A 24,687-nucleotide genomic window follows, 5' to 3' on the forward strand; every position below is an offset into this window, starting at 1 on the left:
CATAAAGTTATTTCAGATGTCTTTCACATTTGAAAGGAGATACGGCAATGAATGCTAAGGTAACTATTTCTAATCGTGCAGGCGCAACATTTCCAGTACGACGTATGAATTTTAACTTTGATGATGTACCTGAATATTGGGCAAATAATTCTGCAGGGATTACTCATTTCTTGACAGCATTATCAGCATTGTTCCCAGATGGCGAAAAACTGTTTATCGATTCAGTTCGTGCAGTACGTTACCATCCTGCGATCAAAGACAATGAAGCTTTGCAAAAAGAGATCAGTGCTTTTATTGGGCAAGAAGCAATGCATACCCAAGAGCATGTAAATTTTAATTTTTCTGCTCAAAAGTATGGTCATGATGTGGGTAAATTTGAGCGTGAAACGGGTGTGGTCATCCAAGCTGCTCGTAAGGCTTTTGCTAAATTGGTAAAACCTTTTGGTATGACTCAGGAAATGGTTGACTTGACTGCGACAACTGCACTTGAGCATTTTACTGCGACGATTGCATCACAGTTATTGACCAATAAACATATCCAAGAATTGATGACTGATCCAACCATGTCTTATATGTGGTACTGGCATGCGGTCGAAGAGAATGAACATAAAGCCGTTGCTTTTGATGTTTATGAAAGTATTTTTGGGAAAGGTGTTAAAGCGTATGCGTTACGTAGTTCAGCACTGGTTATGGCAATGACTTTGATTTTCCTTGTACAAAGCTCATTTGTGATTCGTTTGTTAAAAGAAGATGGCAAATTGAATCTGAAAGAATTGGGTACGATCTATAAATATGCATATAGCCCGTCAAAAGGCATTATTGCAGGCATGACAAAAGAAATGCTGGCGTATTTTAAACCAAATTTCCATCCAAATGATTTGGATACGGTTTCACTTTTGGAAACTTGGAAAGCAAAATTAGGTTTATAAGCGTAAGGTTGACTCTTTGGGGCAAGAAATTGCCCTATTTTTTTGCCTATTGTTTAATGTGGATTTTAATACTTCGATTTTATTGAAATTTTGCATATAATTTCTTTTTTTTATTAGATGAACGAAGATGATTCGTTTGATGCAAAAGTCAGATCTTTCAAGTGTTGCGCAAATCGAAAAGTTGGTGCAAAGCCACCCTTGGAATATCGCTCAGTTTGAAGAGTCTTTAGCAAGTTATCAATGCACTGTATTTGAAAAATCCAATCAAGTGGTTGGCTTTTGCATTTTGCAGACTGTGCTCGATGAAGCCAATTTATTGCTTATGGCGATTCATCCAAATCAACAAGGGCAGGGCTTGGGTTATCAGCTTTTGGATGAATCGATTCAAATGTTAAAAAACAATCCAATACAAATCTTTTTAGAAGTACGTGAAAGCAATACTGCCGCTATCGCTTTATATGAAAAAAGCGATTTTCATCAAATCGATCTTCGAAAAAACTATTATCCAAATAAGGATGGTAGTCGTGAGCATGCGATTATTATGGTTAAGGCATGTAGTGATGATTTTAGTCAGTTGTTTAAATAACTGATGATTTGAAAATGAAATGATCAAAAATAAAAACCCATAAAATATTATGGGTTTTTATTTTAAGTGTTAATATTGGTGTTAAGTTTTTAAATTTATTGCATTTATTTGGTAAGTTAAGTGTAATCTGGATTTTACTTGGCTTTGTAAAGACCAGAAAAACATATGAGCTAAAACTCAATATTCACTGTGTTGAACTTATTTGATGATCAAATCATTCCATTCTGAGGGAAGCGTTGTCATCAGCATCTCACCCAATTGTTCAATTTCTTCTTGGCTAAGGGTACGATTTAAACGTCGCCATTGACCATCTAAAAGCAGCTCGATTGGAACATATTGAGATTTATAATTCATTTTTGCTGAATGCGGCACCCAATAGCCTAAGTAAACATAATCTTGACCAAGTGATTGCACATATTCGATTTGTTTTAAAATTGCAAAAACACCTAAAGAACGATGTGCAAACTCAGGGTCGAAGAATGTATAAACTGCAGAAACACCATCATCTAGCATGTCACAGGTTGAAACGCTGATTAGACGCTCATCTTTCCAAAGTTCTAAGAAAAAGCTTTCACTACAGCTATGGATGAGAAATTTTTCAAATTGATCATAGCTGGGTGGAAACATATCGCCATCAGCATGTCGATCAATAATGTATTTTTCATATAAATCATAATGGATCGGAGTCGCATCTTTGGTAGAAACAATCCGAACTTGCAAATCTTGATTGCGCTTCCAAGCCTTTTTTTGCTGACTGTTCATTTTAAAACTGTCAACGGGTACACGACAGGAAAGGCATTGGCGACATAAATGACATTCTGGGCGGTAAACAAAGTCACCACTACGTCTAAAACCTAAACGTGAAAGTTCCGATAAAGTGACCACATCAATTCGATGGACAGGATCTAAGAAAACCATGCGTGCTGATTTATTTTCCAGATAACTACAGTCATGTGGAGGTGTGATGTAATACTGTAAATCATTCAATAGGGACTTGGGTAAGTATGATTTCATGTTATGTCCCTCCTTATTCATATTGTCATCGGGTGAGCCGCGCTTCTTGCGCTATTGTTTTACTTGAAAATACACCTTCTTGATATTTTTTCCAATTGATCTTTGGTTTATTTATAACAACTTGTAACGATTTTATATATTCTTGGCGAGAAATTGTACTCGCACCGAGACTTAAGAGGTGGTCATTTTCAAGTTGGCAGTCAATCCATTCCAATTGATTTTCTTGAGCAAGCAACATGAGCGCATAAAAAGCCATTTTTGAAACATCAGTTTTACGGCTAAACATGGATTCACCAAAACATCCCTGACCAATGTTCACGCCATATAATCCTCCAACCAATTTAGCTTGATCCCAAACTTCGATGCTGTAGCCATAACCTTCAAAAAATAATTCACAATAGCCATGAATGATATCTTCTGAAATCCATGTTTCATTTGCATAACTTCTTGGCAGGGCACAGCTACGAACGACGTCTTCAAAAGCATGATTAAAAGTGATTTGATAATCAAACTTCTTCATATTTCTCACTAAAGATTTGCTTGGATGAAAATCTTCTGGACGAATAATGCAACGTGGTTCTGGACACCACCAGCAAATGGGGTCACCCTCGGAAAACCAAGGGAATAACCCGTGTGTATAAGCCTCATAGAGCGTTTCTGGTGCCAGATCAGCACCGACACAAATCAGTCCTTGTCCTTCAGGATCATGCTGTATTGGATCTGGAAAAATGTACTGAGATGGAAGCATCATATTTGAGTGAATTAAAAAAGGATCAACTTTATCTTAGCTGATCCTTTGCGAAAAAAAGTCATTTTTATGCAAATAGTTTTAACTGTTTTGCGATAAGGATTTTATCGCCATCGATAAAATATTGCGCCTTTTGTTTTAAAATTTCTAAACTTTGCTGTTTGTCAGAAACAGATTGTCCATCCTTATCTAAAACGAGCCAATTTAAATCATCAAGGACAAGTTGCACAGATTGGGCAAACGCATCGGCTGAGTTATGACCTTCGATAAAATGTGCTCGATAAAATAGTTGAGTAAACTGATCAGCTACAATACCGATCCCCGTAAATGGACATGCGACTGCTTGATAGTTAATGTGATATCTAGCTTGATCTATCACATAACGGTTAAATCGTTGAGCTTGCTCAATGACTTGATCATTCACTTGATTTAGACAAGGTTGCATCACACCTAAATGGCAAAGAATCGTGATGGCATTGATCAATTGTGAATAGTTAAGCTCAGGAATAGCTTCCTCAATTTGACTGATACTTTGAGGGGCATAATCAATGTTTTTGAAATATGCGCCCAAAGGCTCATAAATTTCACTTTTTAAAGTAAATGCACCAAGAAGCCCAGCAACAGATTTTGGAAGTTGCTCTGGTGAGTTCAGCAAAATAAAAGGAATTTTGCGTAAGCGCTCTTTGGTTTGTAGCTGTGTTAAATTGTTTTTGCCTCGGATAAATAAATCTTTTCTAAACTGAGTATTTGCAAAATAATCCTTACATTGTTCTTTGAAAATAGGATGTTCAATTTGTTTTAAAAACTGTTGATGTTCTTCACTAAAATTGATGTGATCCAAATGACTAGAGAGGTTGGTTGTACCTGCATAAGACAGTTTGATATCTTCTAAAGTCCGAACAATTTGCTGAAATGAAAAGCATTGCCAATCCTGATTTAAATATTCATGAATCAGATAATTTGGATTTTGGTTTTTTAATTCTTGAACTTTGTTGAGCGCATTGGGATTACGTTTGGCAAATTCTGGATTTTGATTGAGCAAAGCTTCACTAAACTCGAGTGAGTCTTTGACATTTTGAACTGGATTGGTGCTATGGCTATTAAATTTAAAGTGACTGTGAAATAGCTCACGGATGGGCATGTTGGCAGCCCAGCCAGTAAGGCAGTTGTAACTGATATAGACTACGCCGTTGGGTTTGAGGTGTTTCCGAATAAATTTGAGGATAATATGTTGATTTTCATGGCTTATCCAGCTCCAAATTCCGTGTAAGCTAATTGAGTCAAAGCTCGGTAAATCTCGATTGAATAATTCCTCAAAACTATCATCATAAAAATGATGGGAAATGTGACTTTGTTCAGCCAAAACATTGGCATGCGCTGCATGAGCCGGATTGAAATCTGTCCCATAAAAAATGCCTAAATTTGAAACTGCATGAATATTTAAACTGACACCTTGCCCAAATCCTAGCTCACAGTGCTGATGATTTTCATTGTTTTCAGGACAGTCAATACCATTTAGAAGCAAACAAAATTTTTGAAAATTAGGACTTAAATCTCGATAATAACCATAGGTGTAGTTGACTACGGTCTGATAACCATCTGTCCAATTTGTTGTCATATTTATTCCATTCTTTTTCATGTAAAAATTCTGGTTATATTTTATAGTTCAAAAACAAAAAAACTGCCACAACGGACAGTTTTTTTGTTGAATTATTTTATGAAAAAAAGCTTATTTAGCCTTATTACTCTAAACCATCCAAATAACGGTCTGCATCAAGTGCTGCCATACAGCCTGAACCTGCTGAAGTGATCGCTTGACGATAGACATCATCAGCTACATCACCCGCTGCAAATACACCTGCAACAGAAGTCGCTGTTGCATTACCCGCTGTACCACTTTGAACTTGGATATAGCCATTACGCAGTTCAAGCTGACCTGCAAACATTTCTGTATTTGGTTTATGACCAATCGCGACAAACATGCCTGAAACATCTACAGTTTGAGTGCTGTCATCTTGAGTAGATTTCAAACGTACAGAAGTAACACCTGCAGTTTGGTCACCCAAGACTTCATCGACTTGATGATTCCAAACAATACTGATTTTTCCTTCTTTTACTTTTTCATTTAGATGATCTTGAAGGATTTTTTCAGAACGTAATTTGTCACGACGATGTACCAAAGTTACGTGTGATGCAATATTTGCCAAATATAAAGCTTCTTCTACAGCTGTATTACCACCGCCAACAACCATAACTTTTTGGTTTTTATAGAAGAAACCATCACAAGTTGCACATGCACTTACACCTTGACCCATATACGCTTGTTCAGATTCAAGACCAAGATATTGAGCTGTTGCACCTGTTGCAATAATCAATGCATCACAAGTGTATTCATCCATATCGCCTTTGAGTACAAATGGACGAGTTTTAAGATCAACTTCATTGATGTGGTCATATAAAATTTCTGTACCAAAACGTTCTGCATGGGCTTGCATACGTTCCATTAGTGCAGGACCTGTTAAACCTTCAGGATCACCCGGCCAGTTTTCTACATCAGTGGTAGTGGTCAACTGTCCACCCAATTGCATACCAGCAATGAGTGTTGGTTTTAAATTGGCACGTGCAGCATATACAGCAGCACTATAACCAGCAGGACCTGAACCTAAAATAATTAACCGAGAGTGACGAGCGCTCATGAGTCATCCTTTTTATAAAAAATATAGAAATTGCCAAAATTATACGTGAAACTTTATACTATTTGTGCGACAACTATGTAGATAATATTGATCATCTAAATCGAATTGAGCTATGAACTCTGCGATCAAGAAAGCACGATGATCATTTGAGGTATTTGTGAATGATAGCGACAGAATGAATATATCAATTTAATTCGCTGAATTCTCAACAAAGCTTTACAACACAAGTAAATAATCATGCATCTTTTTTTCAAGAACGAGTGCATAATATAAAGTTTAGTCTTTGAAGATAGCACATCGCTTCTCAAGAAAAGAGCAATTTGAATAATTGGTTACAGGACAGTATATGACTGCGGTGTCAAGTGTTTATGCACAGCGCTTATTATTAACATTTTTCTTGATTTCATTTGGGATTTATCTGTTTTTAGCAACAGTAACATATACCCCTTTTGATCCGGGTTGGATGCATATTTCAAGTGATACACAACAAGTATCAAATGCAAGTGGCGTAGCAGGTGCTTGGATTGCGGATTTGCTGTTTGGATTTTTAGGTTGGGCGAGTATTTTAATCCCAATCTTTTTATTTGTTGAGGCGATACAAGTTTGGTGGCCACATAGCTTTTTAAGTCGCCCATTTAGATTTGCTGCACAATTTTTTATTATTTTAACAACAGCAAGTATTTTGTATCTGCTTTGGAATGTTCCTGCGGATACTTTGGGTAATGCTTCAGGCGGTATCATCGGCTACGAGTTGGGCGAAAGTCTTTCTGGCTTGGTTACGATTTATGGTGCTGTATTCTTTTTAGTTGCACTGTGGTTAGTTTTATTTACGCTTGCTTTTGGTGTGAAGTGGAATAAAACATGGGCAACACTCAAAGCGACACCTGCTTATTTACAAGATCTATTTTATAAAAATGTCCCTGAAAGCGAATCTGATTTTGATTTGACCGCACCGACACAAAAGAAAAAAACTGTGGCAATAAAGGAAAGTACTCAGCCTACAGCTCAAGATGCAGAAGCGATTGCAGCATTGTCTGCAACTGAGGCAGTGACAGCAGATGCAAATACGGCTTTACATGATGCAAAAGCTGAGCGCTTATTTGCGGATATGGTTGCACGTGAACATGCTGATTCTACATATGAAGATATCGATGATGCTGAGCTTGAACAAACGATTCAAAAAGCACATGCGCTTGAGCAACAGAGCCAACGTGTTGTGGCTACTGGTGAAGTTTGGAAAGCCTTACATCAAGAAAATAATCACAAACAAGAAATTGATGCTTTATTGCGTGCAGCGGATGATGAAGAACGCGCGCGTATGCAACCAGAGCATTTGAGTGAAATGCTACAAGAAGGTACGCATACACTTCACAATACGGATGCTTCAGGGCAAAATTCGCATGATGATAAACTTGATTGGAATGATGATCAGGTTTTTGATGATTTACTGGCAGCCGTTCCAAATGGTGAAACAGCAACAGATTTACATAGTCCGTATAACCAAGAAGTCTTAGCAGATCATCAAGTGATTGGGGCAAGCGTTATCGCAGGGCAGGGCATAGCAGCAACAGCGAATCTGACAAATCAACCGCTCGAACAAGCTGCAAAAGTACCGCATAGTTTGGCAGAAGAATTAGATGATCTCGCATCACTTGTGGATGAACCTGAAGAAGTAGCACCTGCAGTGCGTACAACCAGTAGCTATGCTCAATCTACTCCATTTGTAAAAGCAGATATTCAAACCAATCTCACTAATTCACATGTATCTGAAGAAGAGAAAAATATTATTTCTTCAAATAAAGATGCATTTAGAGAGGCTTGGCAAGATACAGCAGGCAAACCAACACAAGACGAAGATGATTTTGATCTAGATGCACCTTTAACGGATGCATTTGGTCGTCCAATGTCACGTGCAATGCAAGTCGCTGAACGTCGTAAAGACTTGTCTCCGTTACCGGGGCTTGAGTTGTTGGATAGCGTTGACCCAAATAAAAAAGTCAATTTTACTGCCGAACAGCTTGCACGATTATCTGAACTTCTTGAAATTAAATTACAAGAATTTAATGTCAAAGCCAAAGTTATCGAAGCTCAACCGGGTCCAGTGGTGACACGTTTTGAACTTGATCTTGCGCCAGGTGTTAAAGCCTCTAAAGTAACCAATATTTCACGTGATTTGGCACGTTCAATGTCAATGGCTTCGGTCCGTGTAGTTGAGGTGATTCCGGGTAAACCATATATCGGTATCGAAGTGCCAAACAGTAGCCGTGAAATGGTGCGTTTGATTGAACTCTTGGAAACACCAGCATTTCGTGACCCAAGTGGCTTGATTTCTATGGCGATGGGTAAAGATATTTCTGGTAATCCTGTTTTAACTGATTTGGCAAAAGCACCACATATGTTGGTTGCGGGGACTACAGGTTCAGGTAAATCTGTTGCAGTAAATGCGATGATTTTATCGATGTTACTGAAATATACGCCTGATCAACTGCGCTTGATTTTGATCGATCCGAAACAGTTAGAACTCGCAAACTATAATGATATTCCTCATTTATTGACCCCAGTGGTTACAGACATGAAAGATGCTGTGAGTGCATTGAACTGGTGTGTTAATGAAATGGAACGCCGTTATAAACTGATGTCATTTTTGAAAATACGTAAACTGAGTGATTATAACATTAAAGTCGAAGAGGCTTTGGCAAATGGCGAAGACCTGATTGATCCGACGTGGAAGCCAAGTGATTCAGCAACACAAGAACGTGCGCCACGTTTAACTCCATTACCATCAATTGTGATTGTTGCCGACGAATTTGCAGATATGATCATGCAAGTGGGTAAAAAAGCAGAGGAAATGATTACGCGTTTGGCACAAAAATCACGTGCTGCGGGCATTCACTTATTGCTTGCGACTCAGCGTCCTTCTGTAGATGTGATTACAGGGTTGATCAAAGCCAATATTCCGACACGCGTCGCTTTACGTGTGAACAGTAAAATTGACTCGCGTACAATCTTAGATGCTGGTGGTGCAGAAGACCTGCTTGGTCATGGTGATATGTTGTTCTTAGGGCCGGGTAAAATCGAGCCTGAGCGTGTTCATGGTGCATTTATTGCGGATGATGAAGTAAACCGTATTTGTGATGCATGGCGTGAGCGTGGTTCACCAAATTATGTGGATGAAATCTTAACGCCTTACGATGAAGAACCGACTTCACGTGGTTTTGAAGACGGTGATGGCGATTCAAATCGTGATGCTTTATATGACCAATGCGTTTCCTTTGTACTTGAAACACGTAAAGTCTCTGTATCATCCCTACAACGAAAATTTAGTTTGGGTTATAACCGAGCTGCCCGTATTGTCGATCAAATGGAAGAACAGGGCATCGTCAGTGCAATGGGAGCCAACGGCAAACGTGAAATTTTGGTGTAGTTGTTTTTAGTTTAATGAAAGCCATATACTTTTACGAGGATATGGCTTTTTTAATGAAATAAGTTATATGACATTAAAATTTTTAAATGATGAAAATATTTTAGCTTTATCGACTGAGCAAATATTTCAACGTGGTATGAAATATTATCAACAAGGACGTGTTGTTGATTTAGTTCAAGCCGAAGGCATTTTTCAGGTTCAAGTCATCGGTACAAAGCTTTATAACGTATCATTGAATACACATAATTTTGCAGCGACTTGTAACTGTCCATCATTTCATGCGGAGTCATGGTGTAAACATTTGGTGGCTTTAGGGTTAACTCTGGCTCATGGGCAAATCATAGGTTCTAAAAAACCAAGCATTAAAAAAACGACAGTTAAAACAGAAAAAAATATCCCTGTAAAAATTGACTCTAACGAGTCAGCACCGAAATGGCTCGATCAAATTTCACCTGAATTGGATCAGGTACTTTCTAAATTGAGTATCGATGATCAAAATCGTATCTTTAGGCATATCCTGAGCTATTATCCTGCCGTGGAAAAAGAAATCTCGGCGATATTGGTCAAAAGAACAGACATTCTCGATTTCACTAAAAAATTAAAAAAAATAGTGAGTGCAGTAAAAAGGGCAAAAAGCATTGAAGGTATTCATCGCCAAGCTGACTCTCTCATTGCGTTATTGCAAGATCAATTTAGTCGCCTAGCTCAAAACCTTGAGGGGATGAGGATGCGTCTGGAGTGCGCTCGGCAAGTGCATACGCATATTGAAGCATTTGCGATGGCGCAAGATTATATTATTGATAAGTTATTTACCTACCTGTCGCCTATTGAAGTGTTTTTGCAAATCCATCCCAAAGAAATGCTGGATATTCTACAGGAATACTTAACAGACGAGAGTTATTTAGCCGAAGGTTTATTGTCTCAGGTGATACATTCAAGCCAAGCTGAATGTATCGAGCAAGTACATACTTGGATCGAGCAGAGTAATGTGCGTAAGATCGCTGTTGCTCAAGATAACGAATTATTTCAAAAGCATACAATGTCGATCCTCGCTGAAAATGGTCGCTCAAATTTTTTAACTTTGATTGAAGAGTGTGATCTTATCCAAGATAAGGCGGTTTATTATCGGCAGTATTATCAGAGTATTGAGGATTGGACAAACTATCTAAAGCATTCAGCTACGATCGATAATGCCCGATATGATGCGACACGTGCTCAAGCACTATTCCAGCTTGAACAATATCCGTCCTTATATATTGAACTAGAAAAATATCTTGAAAATAACCAGATCCAGCGTTCAAGGCATTTTTTTGAAATCTTAAAATTGCAAAATCAGGTGATACAACATTTAGCATTGAGTGATGCTGAAGCGCAGCAATTGCAGCAGAATATCATGCAAATGGCTTTGGATAATGCTTATTTTGATTATTTAGAAAAAACTGAATTTTATCTGGATTTGGGTAATATTTTTTATGCAAAACAAGCCTTTATTTTATTTAAAAAAGATTTGATCTACACAAAGAATAATAGTTTTGGCTTTGATGAACGTCTAAAGAAAAAATATAAAAGATTATTTGCCCGCTGGGAAATGTTGGATCATCCTCAAGCACTTGATCTTTTCATTCAACTGTTTAACTTGGAAAGTGAGTTTATCCAAACCTCAAAAAATAATAACTATGAGTATTTATTTAGTTTGCTACAGATTTTAAAAATACGTCAACAGAAGGAAGTGATTGATAAATTTTTAGATTTTGCACATACCTATCTTGCTCATAGAAAAGCATTGTTACGCCGTTTAGAAGCAGAATTTAGCCTTTAAATTTTGCTTTAAATTTATTTGAAGTTTTTAGTGAATAGTCATGCAAATATTCAGAAAAACTTTTGTGTAACTATGCTAAATAATCACACAAAAAATATATAAATTAGCGAATATTTAGTTTAGACTAATTTTGACTTCGTTATTATCCCTAACGTTGTTCATCTACTCAAAACATCCCAAAGGTAAGCTTATGTTGATCACATTATCTACCTTGGTGTTTATCCATTTGTGTGCATTGGTAACACCAGGGCCGGACTTCTTTTTAGTATCGCAAACTGCGATTAGTCGTTCACGTCAACAATCGATGTTCGTTGTAGCGGGCATTACTATGGGTATGATGTTTTGGGCAATGTTAGCAATGCTGGGTTTGAATATCATTTTTGACAAAATCACTTGGCTTAGACATGTTCTTTTGGTTTTAGGTGGTTTATATCTTTGTTATTTAGGGATTCAAATGTTACGTTCTGCCTTTGCCAAGAAGCAAAATCAGGAGATTCAGACCTTTGAATTGCCACAGTCAAATTTGTCTTTTTTTCTAAAAGGGCTATTGACCAATATTTCAAATCCTAAAGCGGTCATTTATTTTGGTAGTGTCTTTTCGGTATTTATGGCAAATCCGATTTTAGATAACGTACATTTTGTGATGTTCATTTTGGTATCAATCGTGACATTTCTATGGTTTAGTTTTGTTGCATTTGTCTTTTCATTGGCTAAGTTCAAGCAAGCATATAAAAATGCAACGCAATGGATTGATGGCATTTCAGGTGGTGTTTTTACAGCATTTGGTCTGTTTCTGATTGGTAGTAAATAAGTTTATTTTGAACATAAAAAAACCTGCATGAAGCAGGTTTTTTTATGTGAAATTTAAGCAAATTTTGCTAAAACTTCTAAAAATCCATCACGTTGACGTGGAAATTCATTGATCACGTCTTTGATGGTTTGTCCTTCTGGATTTTTTGCATTGATGTCACGACCATCGGCTTTGAATTTTACCAATAATCTTTCAAAATCATTTGGACGCATGTGTTTGTATGCATTATACAACACATGAAAATCAGCATTTACACCATCAGGAGGAAGTTGGTTCAAATAGGCAAATACACGTTCATCTGACCATTCTTCGTTGAAAGTTGCAGGCTGTGATAATGCCATGACGCAATCTCCTTAAAATTTATTTTTGTGCCTATGAAAAAGGCAAAATAACTTGCGATATTTTGCCTTGATTCAATTTATTTGACTAATCAATTATAAAATTAACGTTCTTCAGGTAAATTGATATTCATTTCCAACATTTCAATATTCGCTTCTGAGCGAACTTGCATTTGGATATGTTGTTCATCAACTCCGCTAACGTAACGGCTGACCACTTGCATGATCTCTTTTTTCATTTGATTAATCTTATCTTGACTCAAGCGACGACCTAAACCTTGTTCAGATGCCACGATTACTTTTAAACGATCTTTAGCAGTTTTGGCACTCGATTGTTTGTCATCACCTGAAAAAAGTTTACTCCAAAATCCCGCCATTATTACGCTCCAAATAGTCGTGCTAACCAACCCTTAGGTTTTGCTGTGATATGTCGATAAGGACGCTCTTCACCAAGGAAACGCGCAACAAGGTCGTCATACGCTTGTCCTGCAGCAGCTTCTGAATAAAGGATAACTGGTTTACCTTCGTTAGATGCTTGTAACACGCTTGGACATTCAGGAATTACCCCTAAGGTTGGAATACGCAAGATATCTTTAGAAATATCTTCAATGGTCAACATTTCTTGTTTATCAGCACGTTCCGGATTATAACGAGTAATACATAAATGCTTACGTATACGTCCTTCATTTTGTTCTACTTTTTTGGTTTTGCTGTCTAGCATACCAATAATTCGGTCAGAATCTCGAACGGATGAAATTTCTGGGTTGGTTACGATGATTGCTTCATCTGCATGGTACATTGATAAAATTGCACCACGTTCAATCCCAGCAGGTGAGTCACAAATAATATAATCAAATTCTTGTGAAAGCTCATCAATAACGCGAGCAACACCTTCATCTGTTAATGCATCTTTATCGCGAGTTTGCGATGCTGGCAAGATGTATAAATTTTCAATGTCTTTATCACGAATAAGTGCTTGTTGTAATCGTGCTTCATTATTGATGACATTTACAAAATCGTAAACGACGCGACGTTCACAGCCCATAATCAAATCAAGATTACGTAAACCTACGTCAAAATCGATAACAACAGTTTTATGACCACGAAGGGCTAATCCTGCTGCAAAAGATGCACTCGTTGTAGTTTTACCTACCCCGCCTTTGCCTGATGTAACGACAACAATTTTGGCCACCGAATCCACTCCTGTTATGGTCATTCCCCTTTTTTAGGGGCTTTTTTGGTGATTTAATTTATACCTTAAATTTCTAATGCCTTAAATTCAAGTTCTTGGCTATCATTTAGAAAAATATGAACTGACTTTTTAATCAAATTTTGCGGAATATCATCTGCAACGCAGTATGTCCCTGCGATAGAAATCAACTCTGCTTCTAGTGAATGACAAAAAATTCTCGCCTTGGTATTACCGCCTGCGCCTGCAATGACTCTACCACGGACATTACCGTAAATATGTATATTTCCTGAAGCAATGACTTCTGAACCGCTATTTGTCCCTGCGTTGATAATGATGTCACCATGATCTTGAACGATGCATTGTCCAGTTCTCAATATTTCATCATGATAAGATGTCGCATAACTGACATTTTTTGGCTGCGAAGTTGTAACAGATTGTTGATTTTTAGCATCAGCAGGCTCTTTTTCAACAATTTGTTCTTGAGTCGGCTTAATTTTTTGTAATGGACGATCAACGGGTAAAACAGGGAATTGAATCGAACGAGCTTGATCCCCCATCAATCCATCAATAACCGCCATAGGTTGTAAATCAAGATCAATTAAAAGCTGAATCAAAGCAATCAGTTCTTGTTCTACTGTCGTATCTAAGACTACTAAAGCTCCTTGATAAGAAGTTTCGTCGAGCATAGTACTAAGTTGCTTGCGGATGACATCATGATCATTTGTATCAAAGGTTAATCGGGTAAAATTAACCATTCTGCCAGTAATCCGAATATCAGCCATAAAAATTCCTTAAAGGGCTTTTGACCGCATAAAGTGAAGGTCAATGTCATATAGTTTAGTTGTGCAAATGCTAGAACACTTTTGCATTAATCTCTAGCAAAGATACAAATATTTTCAATGAATTGATGCTTCTTTAGCTTGATCGTTTTTTTCTAATACAAGTTGCCACTGTTTAATTTTAACTTGCTTGCGAATTGATTCTAAACTTTCATAGACTACAGATTCAACCAATTGTTCGAGTGCTTGATTTTCGATATTCATTTGGCTGACTTTTTCCGCAATCAATTCGAAGCTGGCATTGGGTTGTTTGGCATTTCCAGCGACAAAGGGATCAATTAAACCTTGAGTAATATTTTCCCCAAGTCGTTGTCCTATACTTTGTATCTGATGTTCAATCGTAGAACCTACGATAGGGATCAGTCTCAATAATTTGGTCAATTCTGGCGTGTCTGCGATGGCTTTACTAACGATCTGCCCAACATTGTCTGTGATATTGGCCTGTTGATTTTTAAGTTCAGTCGCCAATGATTCTTGTAAAACTTGTGCCAAAGTTTGCGCAAACATTTCACGGTGATGGTCAACTAGATCATGAATAATTTTTTTATGACTTGAGCTGGTATCCAATTCATGACGGATACTATCAATGACTGTAATTACAACACGATCAGAAAGTTCTTCCATGACTACACGATAATAAAACAGAGCCGTTTTCTTCCAATTTTCAGGAATTACTTTAAAGCCCAATTCTTCTAAGCGATAAGCAATGATGACTGCGCGAATCAATCTTAAAAAACGTAAATAGGGAATAATCGCTAGGACTTCGTACCAATGGATAAACGGAAAAAAGAACCAGCGTTTATGATGTTTGTGAATGATGGCAATGAACCAACGTAGCAATAATTCGCAGATTAAAAAGGTAATAAACCAGCTTTCAGTTTTGACGACCCATGGATGTAAATCTGTTTTATAAAAACTTAAAAGCTGAGGTAAATGAATTTCGTTAAATAGCCAATCGGCAAAATGACTTAACAAAAAAGCATTTAAGCAAAGGCAGACCAGATTGACGATGATAATGACCATCATAAAGATGTCATAAATCAAAAATAATTTCCAAGCTGGCGTATTGTAGTTACGCTCAAGCATGTGGATCTTTTTAGAGTTTTCTGAATCTGCCATAGCTGTCCTATTTTGTTATTTTAATATGCTTTAATTTGTAGTTTGTTGTGGTTCAGGGATTTGTGCATGAGACTGATACTTTTGTTTCATACGACTAATCAATTGATCTTTCTCAGTCCATATTTCATCGACCCATTGCTGAAAATGCTCACGGTACTCTGCATCATCTTCATAATTACCGCCTTTCACCCAATCTGGAATATCAATCTTACGCAGATTGACTGCGATACGAGAGACATCACCTAACCAAAATTCACCATAACCGGGCACACCATCAGGATAGACAATCGTCATATCGACCAAGGCATCGATTTTATCGCCCAAAATATTTAACGCAAGCGCAAGACCACCAGCCTTAGGTTTCAAAAGATTTGTATAGGGTGATTTTTGTTGATCGTGCTTTTCTTGAGTAAAACGTGTACCTTCCAAATAGTTGAGCAGGGTAAAAGGCTGGCTGAGCAATTGTTCACAAGCTTTACGTGCTTCTTCCATATCACGATGTTTTAGTTCAGGATTTTTTGCGATTTGCTCTTTACTGTGACGTTTCATCATTGGGAAGCCCAAGATTTTAAATGCCTGACCCACAAATGGAATAAAAATAAGTTCCCATTTCGTAAAAAAGCGGGTTAGAGGCATACGGGTCAAACCAAAGTATTGATTGACTGTGGTATCAACCCAGCTTTGATGATTACAAGTCATGAGGTAGCGGCCTTGCATATTGAGATCAAGACTCTCGTCAATGCTGATATCCCATTCTAAGTGTGGTAAGACATGATCAATGAGCCAATTATTTACACTGAGCCAGCTATTGGTGATTTGAATATTGGTTTCATCAACTTTGCGTGATTTCTTAAAAAACTTGGTAAAACCTAAAGCAAGTACAGGAGGGCCATGGAAAAAAGTACTTCCTGTAATGACCGATCCAACGGTTAAACCTCGTGTGATTTTTTTTAATATAGGTTGTTTAGGTTGTTCAGTTGACATACAACATTCCTGTTAAATGAAATTTTCTGAATTGAACGAATACTTGAATTTTGCAAAATGTTTGTTCATGACATGAAAGATATAATAATCAAATTCTAATCAAGTAGTATAACTTTGGATGAATTATGTTCATTGGTAACGTAAAAACATGAACATCATTACAAAATGTAAAAAATATGAAGGAATTTAACAAAAAATCAATGGTATTAGGCATATACTTGATTCATTATTTGTTTACTGTATTAAATACTAATATTTTTTTTTGAGGAGGCATGCGATGCGTGCACTAGTCATTACAACTGTTGTAGGTGCATTGGCGCTTACTGGCTGTCAAACAACTCCAACAAACGGTCAATCAAGCGGTGGCATTAGCGATTATAAAAAAACTGCCATCGGTTCTCTAATTGGTGCTGCTGCGGGTTATGGTTTATCTCGTTCAAATGCTAACTCATCTGCACAAAACAACCGTGCAGCTGCAATTGGTGCAGTTTTGGGCGCTGGTGCTGGTTTATATCTTGATAATAAAGAGAAAAAACTTCGCCAACAAATGCAAGGTACTGGTGTAGAAGTTAACCGTAATCCAGATGGTTCTGTAAACTTGATTATGCCTGGTAGCATCACATTTGATACGAACAAATCAAACATCAAACCTAACTTCTATACAACTTTGAATAAAGTTGCGCAAACTTTGACTGAAGATAACAAGAGTGCAATTCTTGTAACTGGTTATACAGACAGCACTGGTAATGACTCAATCAACATTCCATTATCACAAGCTCGTGCTCAATCAGTAGCGAACTACTTGGCTGGTCAAGGTGTTCCTTCTGCACGTATTAATGCTCAAGGTCACGGTGCTTCAAACCCTATCGCAGACAATGGTACTGCTGCGGGTCGTGAACAAAACCGTCGTGTTGAAATTAGCATCTACGCTACTCAATAATTCGACCGAATTAAAAAAATCGCAAATTTTATATTTGCGATTTTTTTTGTCTAACATTTTAGAAATAGAAATTTAAGAATCTCAGATTAGATTTTAAAACGCTTGAAATATAATCTGACTAAAATAGATATACAGCTTTTAAATCAAAATATTGCAGCCAATTTTTCTGAATGATCTTCAAATTTTTCTTTGACCTTTGCGTAAATTTTTCCGATGAAACTAACCCTAGTCATCCCAGTTTGAGATGTCTATAATCATGCTCTGATTTTAACGAGGTACTCTTATGTCATCTGCAAGTCAATTGAATGACAAGCAACTTGAAGCCATGAAATACACTCAAGGACCCTTGTTAGTGCTTGCAGGCGCAGGTTCGGGTAAGACTTCGGTAATTACAAGAAAAATTGCATACTTAGTAAAACAATGTGGTATCCCTGCATATCGTATTACAGCAATGACATTTACCAATAAAGCCGCACGTGAAATGAAAGAACGTGTCGGTAAATTATTATCAAAAGAAGATTCAAAAGGGCTTTCAGTTTCGACATTCCATACTTTTGGTCTAAATTTATTGCGTTTAGAGCTTAAAAATACGCCATTGAAAAATAACTTTTCAATTTTAGATGCGGATGATTGCAAACGAATTTTGATGGACTTAATGCATCGTGACAATATGTCGGGTGCTGAAAGTAAAGATTTGATCGCAAAAGCGATGAAAAAGATTTCAGATTGGAAAAACGATCTGATTTTGCCTGAACAAGCGCATACAACCTGTGAAACTGCAGATGATGTTCAATTGGCACATCTTTATCAGCTTTATGAGCGTAATTTACGTGCTTATAATGCGGTTGATTTTGATGATTTGATCGTGATGCCTACTCGTCTTTTACAAGACAATGCAGAGGTTCGTGATCGCTGGCAAAATCGTGTGCGTTATCTGTTGGTCGACGAATATCAAGATACCAATACAGCACAGTATATTTTGGTTAAATTGTTGGTTGGTGTCATGGGGCAGTTCACTGCCGTAGGTGATGATGACCAATCAATTTATGCTTGGCGCGGTGCAAAACCTGAAAATATGGCATTGCTGAAAGAAGATTTCCGCAATTTAAAAGTGATTAAGCTTGAACAAAACTATCGTTCGACGAGCCGTATTTTAAAAGCAGCCAACCATGTGATTGAAAACAATCCGCATATTTTTGATAAAAAATTGTGGAGTGACAAAGGTCATGGTGAAGTGATCCGAGTGATTACTTGCCGAAATGATGATGATGAATCTGAACGCGTTGTGAAAGATTTGCTAACGCATAAATTGATGAATGGCAAAAACTGGAAAGATTATGCGGTGTTATATCGTGGAAATTTCCAAGCACGTGTACTCGAAACTCAGCTTCGTCAGATGCAAATTCCTTATAAGTTATCAGGTGGTCAGTCATTCTTTGCGCGAGCAGAGATCAAAGACATCATGAGTTATTTGCGTGTCATCATCAATCCAGAAGATGACAGTGCTTTTTTACGCATTATCAATACACCTAAACGTGCGATTGGTCCTGTGACTTTGGAAAAATTGGGCTTATTTGCGCAAGAAAATCATTTATCATTGTTAAGTGCGGCAAGTGACCAACGTTTAACGATGGTTATGCCAAAAAAAGCCACAACACAATTGGCTGAATTTGCAGATTTTATCAATACCTTTACTCGCGAATTGCTCGATGATGATGAGCCAGTGCCGAAGATTCGTCAGATGATGAATGAAGCAGGCTATATCGATTATCTAAAAGAATCAGCTGCAACGCCTGCACAAGAGAAAACCAAGCTGGATAATGTGGAAATGCTGTATAGCAGTATCCAGAGTTTGATCAATCGAGCAGAAGATGTAGACGAAAAAAATATTGAAAGCGTTATTCGTAAAATGGTGCTTTTAGATATGCTGGAACAACAGCAAGAAGAAGAGGATACAGATAAGGTTAACTTGTTGACTTTACATGCCTCTAAGGGACTTGAGTTCCCATTTGTCTATATTATGGGTTTGGAAGAAGAATTGCTTCCACATAAAAACTCGATTGCTGCTGAAACGATCGAAGAAGAGCGCCGTTTGATGTACGTAGGGATTACCCGCGCACAGCAAGGTTTGACGCTGACTTTGGCAGAACAGCGTAAAAATGGTGGACAAATGAAGCAAATGACCCCGAGCCGTTTCTTGGATGAGTTACCTCAAGAAGAAGTGGATTGGTTGGGTCGCAAGAAAAAATTGGCTGAAAATGTTGATCCTAAATTACAGGCTCAGCAGTATTTGCAAAATTTAAAAGCTTTATTGAAAAAATAATTTTCTCCCTAATAGGAATTTCTTATGAAAGTTCAAGTAAAAGTACTTGATCAACGTCTAGGTCAAGAATGGCCTTTACCGACTTATGCAACAACGGGTTCAGCAGGTTTAGACTTACGTGCTTGTGTTGATGAAGCCATTGAAATTGCACCAGGGCAAACTGTTTTAGTGAAAACAGGTATGGCGATTTATATTCATGATCCAAAATATGCAGGCTTAATTTTGCCTCGTTCAGGCTTAGGTCATAAGCATGGAATTGTATTGGGTAACTTGGTGGGTTTGATTGATTCAGATTATCAAGGTGAGTTAATGGTTTCTGTGTGGAATCGTGGTCAAACAACTTTTAAACTTGAACCAGGTGAACGCTTGGCTCAGTACGTTTTAGTACCTGTTATGCAAGCAGAATTTGACATCGTCTCTGAGTTTGAAGAAACAGAACGTGGTGCAGGTGGTTTTGGGCACACTGGCAAACAATAATGTTTTAAAAATAAAAGCTTGAAATTTCAAGCTTTTATTTTGTTTTAAGATGAAATGTAACAAAAAAGCAATCGAAAAAAATCTGAAAAAAATCAAATATGACTTAATATGAGCTTAAATTAATGTAAAAGATTTTACAGAATTTATATAAGGCATGGATTTGTTTGCCTTTTTTGAAGCGTTTAAAGAGGTTAAGCAACAAGAAGTATTGCTTATGAATATACAACAACAGTTTTTTCCCACGGAAATTTTCCGTGCTTACGATATCCGGGGCAAAGCATCATTACTCAGTCCAAAAGTCATTCTTGCGATTGCCAAAGCTTTAGCTCACCAATATCAACAATTTGCCCAAGACCAAATCGTCATAGGTTATGATGCGCGTTTAATGAGTCCGATTATTGCGGATTTATTAGAGAAAAGCTTTATTCAACAAGGGTTTAAAGTTGAAAATATAGGTTGTTGCTCAACACCACAAATGTATTTTATTGCAAAACAGCAACAGGGCAATGGCATTATGATCACTGCCAGCCATAATCCTAAAACGGATAATGGCATTAAATGGGTGATCAAAGGTGAGCCACCTACACCAGAAATGATTCAGGAAGTAGGACAAGAAGCATTACAACATATTCATTCAGTTGAAGATTTAACTGATCTTTCGATCGGGCATCATCTATTTAAAGTAAATTATCTTGATCAATATCAACAAGCAATACTCGCTGATATCAAACTTAGCAAGCCATTGAAAGTCGTGATTGATGGTTTAAATGGTTCGGCAGGACAGAGTTCAGCTGAGATTTTAAAGAAATTGGGCTGTGAAGTGGTCGCGATTCGATGTGATGCCAATGGCCATTTTCCTGATCATGCGCCAGATCCATCCAAATCGATCCATTTAACAGAACTGAGAAAGCAAGTCTGTGAAACCCATGCCGATTTGGGTATTGCACTCGATGGTGATGGTGATCGGGTCGTATTGATTGATGAAAATGCCAAAATCATCAGTGCAGATCGTTTGCTTGCACTTTTTGCCAAGCTTTGCTTGACAGATCATCCGCACAAAGAAATTGTTTATGATGTGAAATGTTCAGTCATGGTACGCCAGACGATTGAAGCCTTAGGCGGTAAAGCAAAAATGCTGCGCACAGGCAGTAGTTTCCTACGTAAATATTTAGCTCAGTCAAAAGGGCAAGCTGTATTTGGTGGAGAATACGCCGGGCATTATGTCTTTAATGATGGTCGTGGCATGGGCTATGACGATGGCATTTATGCTGCACTTCGAGTCATGGAATATTTAAGTCAAAATGATTTAACTTTATCGCAAATTTTGGCTGCTTATCCTGAGCGGTGTCATACTGAAGATACTTATATTAGTACCCATAATATCAATCCATCGGTTTTATTAGATGATATTGAAACATTGAGTCAAAAAACTTCTGCCGAAATGAGCAAAATAGATGGTGTACGACTTGATTTTGATCATGGATTTGGCATTATTCGAGCATCGAATACAGGTGAATACTTTACCGTACGATTTGATGCGGATAGTCCATCAAGTTTAAATGATATCCGTAATACCTTTGTTACCATGTTAAGTGATCGATATCCCAAAATCGCACATGACATTTTAAATGCTCAATAAGGAGAGGCGAATGCCACATCAGCATACTGGCATCGACAAAGCTCAAATTTTGACTGAAGCTTTGCCGTATATTCAACGTTTTTCAGGAAAAACGCTGGTTGTGAAATATGGTGGCAATGCAATGACTGATCCTGCTTTGGAAAGTTCATTTGCTCGCGATATCGTGTTACTTAAAACTGTAGGGTTAAACCCTATTGTTGTGCATGGTGGTGGACCACAAGTCGATTCATTTTTAAAACAACTTGGTCGTGAGTCTGAACGTATCGATGGTATGCGTGTTACAGATCCAGCAACCATGGAAGTTGTAGAAATGGTGCTTGGAGGAAGTGTGAACAAATCGATTGTCAATCTGATCAATAAGCACGGCGGTCGTGCTATTGGTTTGACTGGTAAAGACGGAAATTTACTCCGTGCTCGTAAGCTTTTGATGGAAAAAGCGGACGAAAATGGTTCAGTGCAACAAATTGATTTGGGCTTGGTTGGTGAAGTGGTTGGGGTTAAAACTGACGTTCTTGAAATGTTTACCCAAAGTGACTTCATCCCAGTGATCGCACCGCTGGGTGTCGATGATCAAGGCAATACTTACAATATCAATGCAGATTTGGTTGCAGGTAAAGTTGCTGAAGCATTGGGTGCAGAAAAATTGATTTTATTGACCAATATCACGGGTGTATTGGATGAAAATAAAAATCTTTTGACTGGACTCAGCACGCAAGAAGTAGATCACCTGATTGAAACAGGTGTGATTTACGGTGGCATGATACCGAAAGTTGGTTGTGCACTGGATGCGGTCAAAGGTGGTGTGGTGAGTGCACATATCGTCGATGGACGTGTACCACATGCGACATTATTAGAAATCTTTACCGATCATGGTGTCGGTACTTTGATTACCAATCGTAGTAAAGCGGTTAAATCATAAAAACTTAAAAAGCCACCGATTTACGGTGGCTTTTTTATGTCATCATCTGTTCATTTTTACGTCATTAAGTTGTCACTGGCAATGCTTAGTGTTAATTAAAACACCAAGAGAGCCATGCAGATGTTTGCAAAATTAAATCAATATCGCCAAACTTTAAATAATTTTCCTTTACCGAAACCGAAAAAGAATCAATCACAAAATCAATATAAATTTGAATGGGCAGAAGATCTAAAACAAATACAGGAGGTTCAAAAATTTCGTGCAGAACAATTCTCTAAACAGTTTGGTATCCATTTTGCCAATGGATTAGATCAGGATGTCTATGATTTTGGCTGTGAACATGCAGTTTTGCGTGATCGTTTGACCAATGAAATCGTGGCATACACCCGCTTAAAACGCTTTCAAGGTTTTGAGCTAGCAAAAAGTTATAGCGCACAAGAATTTAAAATCGTTCCCGAATTGTCAGATTTGAGTAATGTCGTTGAAATCGGACGCACCTGTGTCCATCCACGCTATCGAAATGGACGTGCGTTATCGATTTTATGGATGAATTTGGTTCCTAAAGTCCTTTGGGAAATGCGTGCAAAATATTTGATTGGATGTGTCAGTATTCGATTGGATGGCAACGAAGCACGAGCTTATTACACCCATAAAAAGTTGCAAAATTTGAGCTTGGCACAGAAGATCAATATTCCATCACAAATGAAATTTGAACCTAAGCATCCGAACTATAGTTTTGCTCAAGATGAAAAAATACCAAAACTCTTTCAAGTCTATCTCGATATGCAAGCGAAATTGTCACCTGAAGCATTTTATGATGAAGAATTTAACTGCTTAGATTACTTCGTATATCTAGAAGTGAACAACATCGCAAAAAACTTTGTGCTAAACAAGATGGCTCACCGTTAATCAATAACGAAATAAATACTGCTTGCAAATATTCTTATTTGCAAGCAAAGCCACACTCATGCACAATATTCGTATAACAACATACAATTTGAATGAATATGTGCCAATTGCTTGGAATGAACTGTGCAACACCGACAGACATTACGTTTTCTTTTCGTGGCTTTTCCCAGCGCGCGGGGATTACATCTGACCATTCCGATGGTTTTGGGATCGCATTTTTTGAAGACAAAGCCTGCCGTTTGTTTGTTGATAATCAATCAGCAGTTGAATCGCCTATCGCAGAATTAGTCCGTAATTATCCAATCAAATCACGCAACGTGATTGCACATATTCGTAAAGCAACTCAAGGTAAAATCACTTTAGAAAACTCACATCCATTTATTCGTGAACTCTGGGGAAGACAGTGGATTTTTGCCCATAATGGTGATTTACACGACTTTGAGCCTAAACTTGCTGGACGTTATACCCCAGTAGGCAATACTGATAGTGAACGTGCTTTTTGTTATTTATTGGATCATTTGGTTGAAAAATTTGGATTTGTAGAGCCAAAAACAGAACAGATTTTTGATGCGCTAAAAGAAATCGCACCGAAGATCGCTGAATATGGAACATTCAACTATTGTTTGTCCAATGGACAAGCTTTATTTAGTTATGCAACAACCAAGTTACATTGGCTTGTTCGTGAATATCCATTCCAACATGCACAACTGATTGATATCGATGTTGAAGTTGATTTTAGTCAAGTGACGACACCGGATGATCGTGTTGCTGTGATTACGACCGAACCTTTGACACAAAATGAAAACTGGATTGCATATAAACCAGGAGAAATGATTTTATTTCAAAATGGTAAGCCGACACGCCAAGAATTAACGCATGTTGAGCGCTTAAAAAGAGAAGCAGAAAATCCGAGTTTAAAACGAATAACACAAGCAGATATATATTAATATATTTAAAATACATTTATTATAAATTTGACTA

General features: G+C 37.6%; 22 protein-coding genes. 12 read left to right on the plus strand and 10 right to left on the minus strand.

Annotated elements, in window-relative coordinates; all coding sequences use genetic code 11:
* Window positions 1–47: 47 nt before the first annotated feature.
* Both F960_RS08670 and rimI read left to right on the plus strand, forming a co-directional pair.
* Complete coding sequence (locus tag F960_RS08670) at window positions 48–929, plus strand: metal-dependent hydrolase (protein WP_004862761.1); 882 nt, start codon at window positions 48–50, stop codon at window positions 927–929.
* 127 nt (window positions 930–1,056) lie between these two features.
* A complete protein-coding gene (rimI, locus tag F960_RS08675) occupies window positions 1,057–1,515 on the plus strand; it encodes a ribosomal protein S18-alanine N-acetyltransferase (protein WP_004862765.1) in 459 nt (152 codons plus the stop codon).
* Window positions 1,516–1,713: 198 nt separating this feature from the next.
* Here the strand turns inward: rimI and F960_RS08680 are convergent, their stop codons facing one another.
* The 4 genes from F960_RS08680 to trxB form a co-directional block, all read right to left on the minus strand.
* Entirely contained in the window at window positions 1,714–2,529 is an 816-nt protein-coding gene (locus F960_RS08680) for an arginyltransferase (protein WP_004862768.1), read from the minus strand.
* Window positions 2,530–2,554: 25 nt separating this feature from the next.
* A complete protein-coding gene (gene aat, locus F960_RS08685) occupies window positions 2,555–3,280 on the minus strand; it encodes a leucyl/phenylalanyl-tRNA--protein transferase (RefSeq protein ID WP_020846932.1) in 726 nt (241 codons plus the stop codon).
* Window positions 3,281–3,344: 64 nt separating this feature from the next.
* Window positions 3,345–4,895: a methyltransferase regulatory domain-containing protein gene (locus tag F960_RS08690; protein WP_004862770.1), complete on the minus strand. Its 1,551-nt coding sequence runs from the start codon at window positions 4,893–4,895 to the stop codon at window positions 3,345–3,347.
* A 124-nt stretch (window positions 4,896–5,019) separates the two neighbouring features.
* Window positions 5,020–5,973 carry a thioredoxin-disulfide reductase gene (gene trxB, locus F960_RS08695; protein ID WP_004862775.1) on the minus strand — a complete coding sequence of 318 codons (954 nt, stop codon included), beginning with the start codon at window positions 5,971–5,973 and terminating at the stop codon, window positions 5,020–5,022.
* A gap of 346 nt (window positions 5,974–6,319) precedes the next feature.
* On the opposite strand from trxB, the gene F960_RS08700 reads away from it, so the two are divergent.
* The 3 genes from F960_RS08700 to F960_RS08710 all read left to right on the plus strand — a co-directional run bounded on the left by F960_RS08700 (window position 6,320) and on the right by F960_RS08710 (window position 12,027).
* Entirely contained in the window at window positions 6,320–9,397 is a 3,078-nt protein-coding gene (locus tag F960_RS08700) for a DNA translocase FtsK (protein WP_004862778.1), read from the plus strand.
* 67 nt (window positions 9,398–9,464) lie between these two features.
* The gene (locus F960_RS08705) at window positions 9,465–11,216 is read left to right on the plus strand and encodes an SWIM zinc finger family protein (protein ID WP_004862781.1); all 1,752 of its coding nucleotides are present in this window, start codon (window positions 9,465–9,467) and stop codon (window positions 11,214–11,216) included.
* 190 nt (window positions 11,217–11,406) lie between these two features.
* Window positions 11,407–12,027 carry a LysE family transporter gene (locus F960_RS08710; RefSeq protein ID WP_004862784.1) on the plus strand — a complete coding sequence of 207 codons (621 nt, stop codon included), beginning with the start codon at window positions 11,407–11,409 and terminating at the stop codon, window positions 12,025–12,027.
* Between the two features lie 53 nt (window positions 12,028–12,080).
* Here F960_RS08710 and F960_RS08715 read toward each other — a convergent pair whose 3' ends face one another.
* The 6 genes from F960_RS08715 to yihG all read right to left on the minus strand — a co-directional run bounded on the left by F960_RS08715 (window position 12,081) and on the right by yihG (window position 16,499).
* Complete coding sequence (locus F960_RS08715) at window positions 12,081–12,368, minus strand: PA4642 family protein (protein ID WP_004862788.1); 288 nt, start codon at window positions 12,366–12,368, stop codon at window positions 12,081–12,083.
* Window positions 12,369–12,469: 101 nt separating this feature from the next.
* Window positions 12,470–12,742, minus strand: a complete 273-nt coding sequence (gene minE, locus F960_RS08720) for a cell division topological specificity factor MinE (RefSeq protein ID WP_004862791.1) — start codon at window positions 12,740–12,742, stop codon at window positions 12,470–12,472.
* Between the two features lie 2 nt (window positions 12,743–12,744).
* A complete protein-coding gene (gene minD / locus F960_RS08725) occupies window positions 12,745–13,557 on the minus strand; it encodes a septum site-determining protein MinD (RefSeq protein WP_004862794.1) in 813 nt (270 codons plus the stop codon).
* Between the two features lie 65 nt (window positions 13,558–13,622).
* Entirely contained in the window at window positions 13,623–14,339 is a 717-nt protein-coding gene (gene minC / locus F960_RS08730) for a septum site-determining protein MinC (RefSeq protein WP_004862797.1), read from the minus strand.
* 114 nt (window positions 14,340–14,453) lie between these two features.
* Window positions 14,454–15,515, minus strand: coding sequence for an ion transporter (locus F960_RS08735; RefSeq protein ID WP_004862798.1), 1,062 nt, complete (start codon window positions 15,513–15,515; stop codon window positions 14,454–14,456).
* A gap of 30 nt (window positions 15,516–15,545) precedes the next feature.
* Complete coding sequence (gene yihG / locus F960_RS08740) at window positions 15,546–16,499, minus strand: 1-acylglycerol-3-phosphate O-acyltransferase, YihG family (RefSeq protein WP_004862801.1); 954 nt, start codon at window positions 16,497–16,499, stop codon at window positions 15,546–15,548.
* A 277-nt stretch (window positions 16,500–16,776) separates the two neighbouring features.
* Here yihG and F960_RS08745 point away from each other — a divergent pair, with 277 nt between their 5' ends.
* The 7 genes from F960_RS08745 to F960_RS08775 all read left to right on the plus strand — a co-directional run bounded on the left by F960_RS08745 (window position 16,777) and on the right by F960_RS08775 (window position 24,653).
* Entirely contained in the window at window positions 16,777–17,439 is a 663-nt protein-coding gene (locus F960_RS08745; RefSeq protein ID WP_004862803.1) for a YiaD family glycine zipper/OmpA-like lipoprotein, read from the plus strand.
* Between the two features lie 283 nt (window positions 17,440–17,722).
* Entirely contained in the window at window positions 17,723–19,762 is a 2,040-nt protein-coding gene (locus F960_RS08750) for a UvrD-helicase domain-containing protein (RefSeq protein ID WP_004862806.1), read from the plus strand.
* Window positions 19,763–19,786: 24 nt separating this feature from the next.
* Window positions 19,787–20,239, plus strand: a complete 453-nt coding sequence (gene dut, locus F960_RS08755; protein WP_004862809.1) for a dUTP diphosphatase — start codon at window positions 19,787–19,789, stop codon at window positions 20,237–20,239.
* Between the two features lie 214 nt (window positions 20,240–20,453).
* Window positions 20,454–21,878: a phosphomannomutase/phosphoglucomutase gene (locus tag F960_RS08760; RefSeq protein ID WP_035373853.1), complete on the plus strand. Its 1,425-nt coding sequence runs from the start codon at window positions 20,454–20,456 to the stop codon at window positions 21,876–21,878.
* 10 nt (window positions 21,879–21,888) lie between these two features.
* Window positions 21,889–22,797, plus strand: coding sequence for an acetylglutamate kinase (argB, locus tag F960_RS08765; protein ID WP_004862817.1), 909 nt, complete (start codon window positions 21,889–21,891; stop codon window positions 22,795–22,797).
* Between the two features lie 120 nt (window positions 22,798–22,917).
* The gene (locus F960_RS08770) at window positions 22,918–23,706 is read left to right on the plus strand and encodes a GNAT family N-acetyltransferase (RefSeq protein WP_004862821.1); all 789 of its coding nucleotides are present in this window, start codon (window positions 22,918–22,920) and stop codon (window positions 23,704–23,706) included.
* A 98-nt stretch (window positions 23,707–23,804) separates the two neighbouring features.
* Complete coding sequence (locus tag F960_RS08775; RefSeq protein ID WP_004862826.1) at window positions 23,805–24,653, plus strand: class II glutamine amidotransferase; 849 nt, start codon at window positions 23,805–23,807, stop codon at window positions 24,651–24,653.
* Window positions 24,654–24,687: the final 34 nt, after the last annotated feature.

It is taken from the genome of Acinetobacter gerneri DSM 14967 = CIP 107464 = MTCC 9824 (assembly GCF_000368565.1).
In the GTDB taxonomy this organism is placed as follows: domain Bacteria; phylum Pseudomonadota; class Gammaproteobacteria; order Pseudomonadales; family Moraxellaceae; genus Acinetobacter; species Acinetobacter gerneri.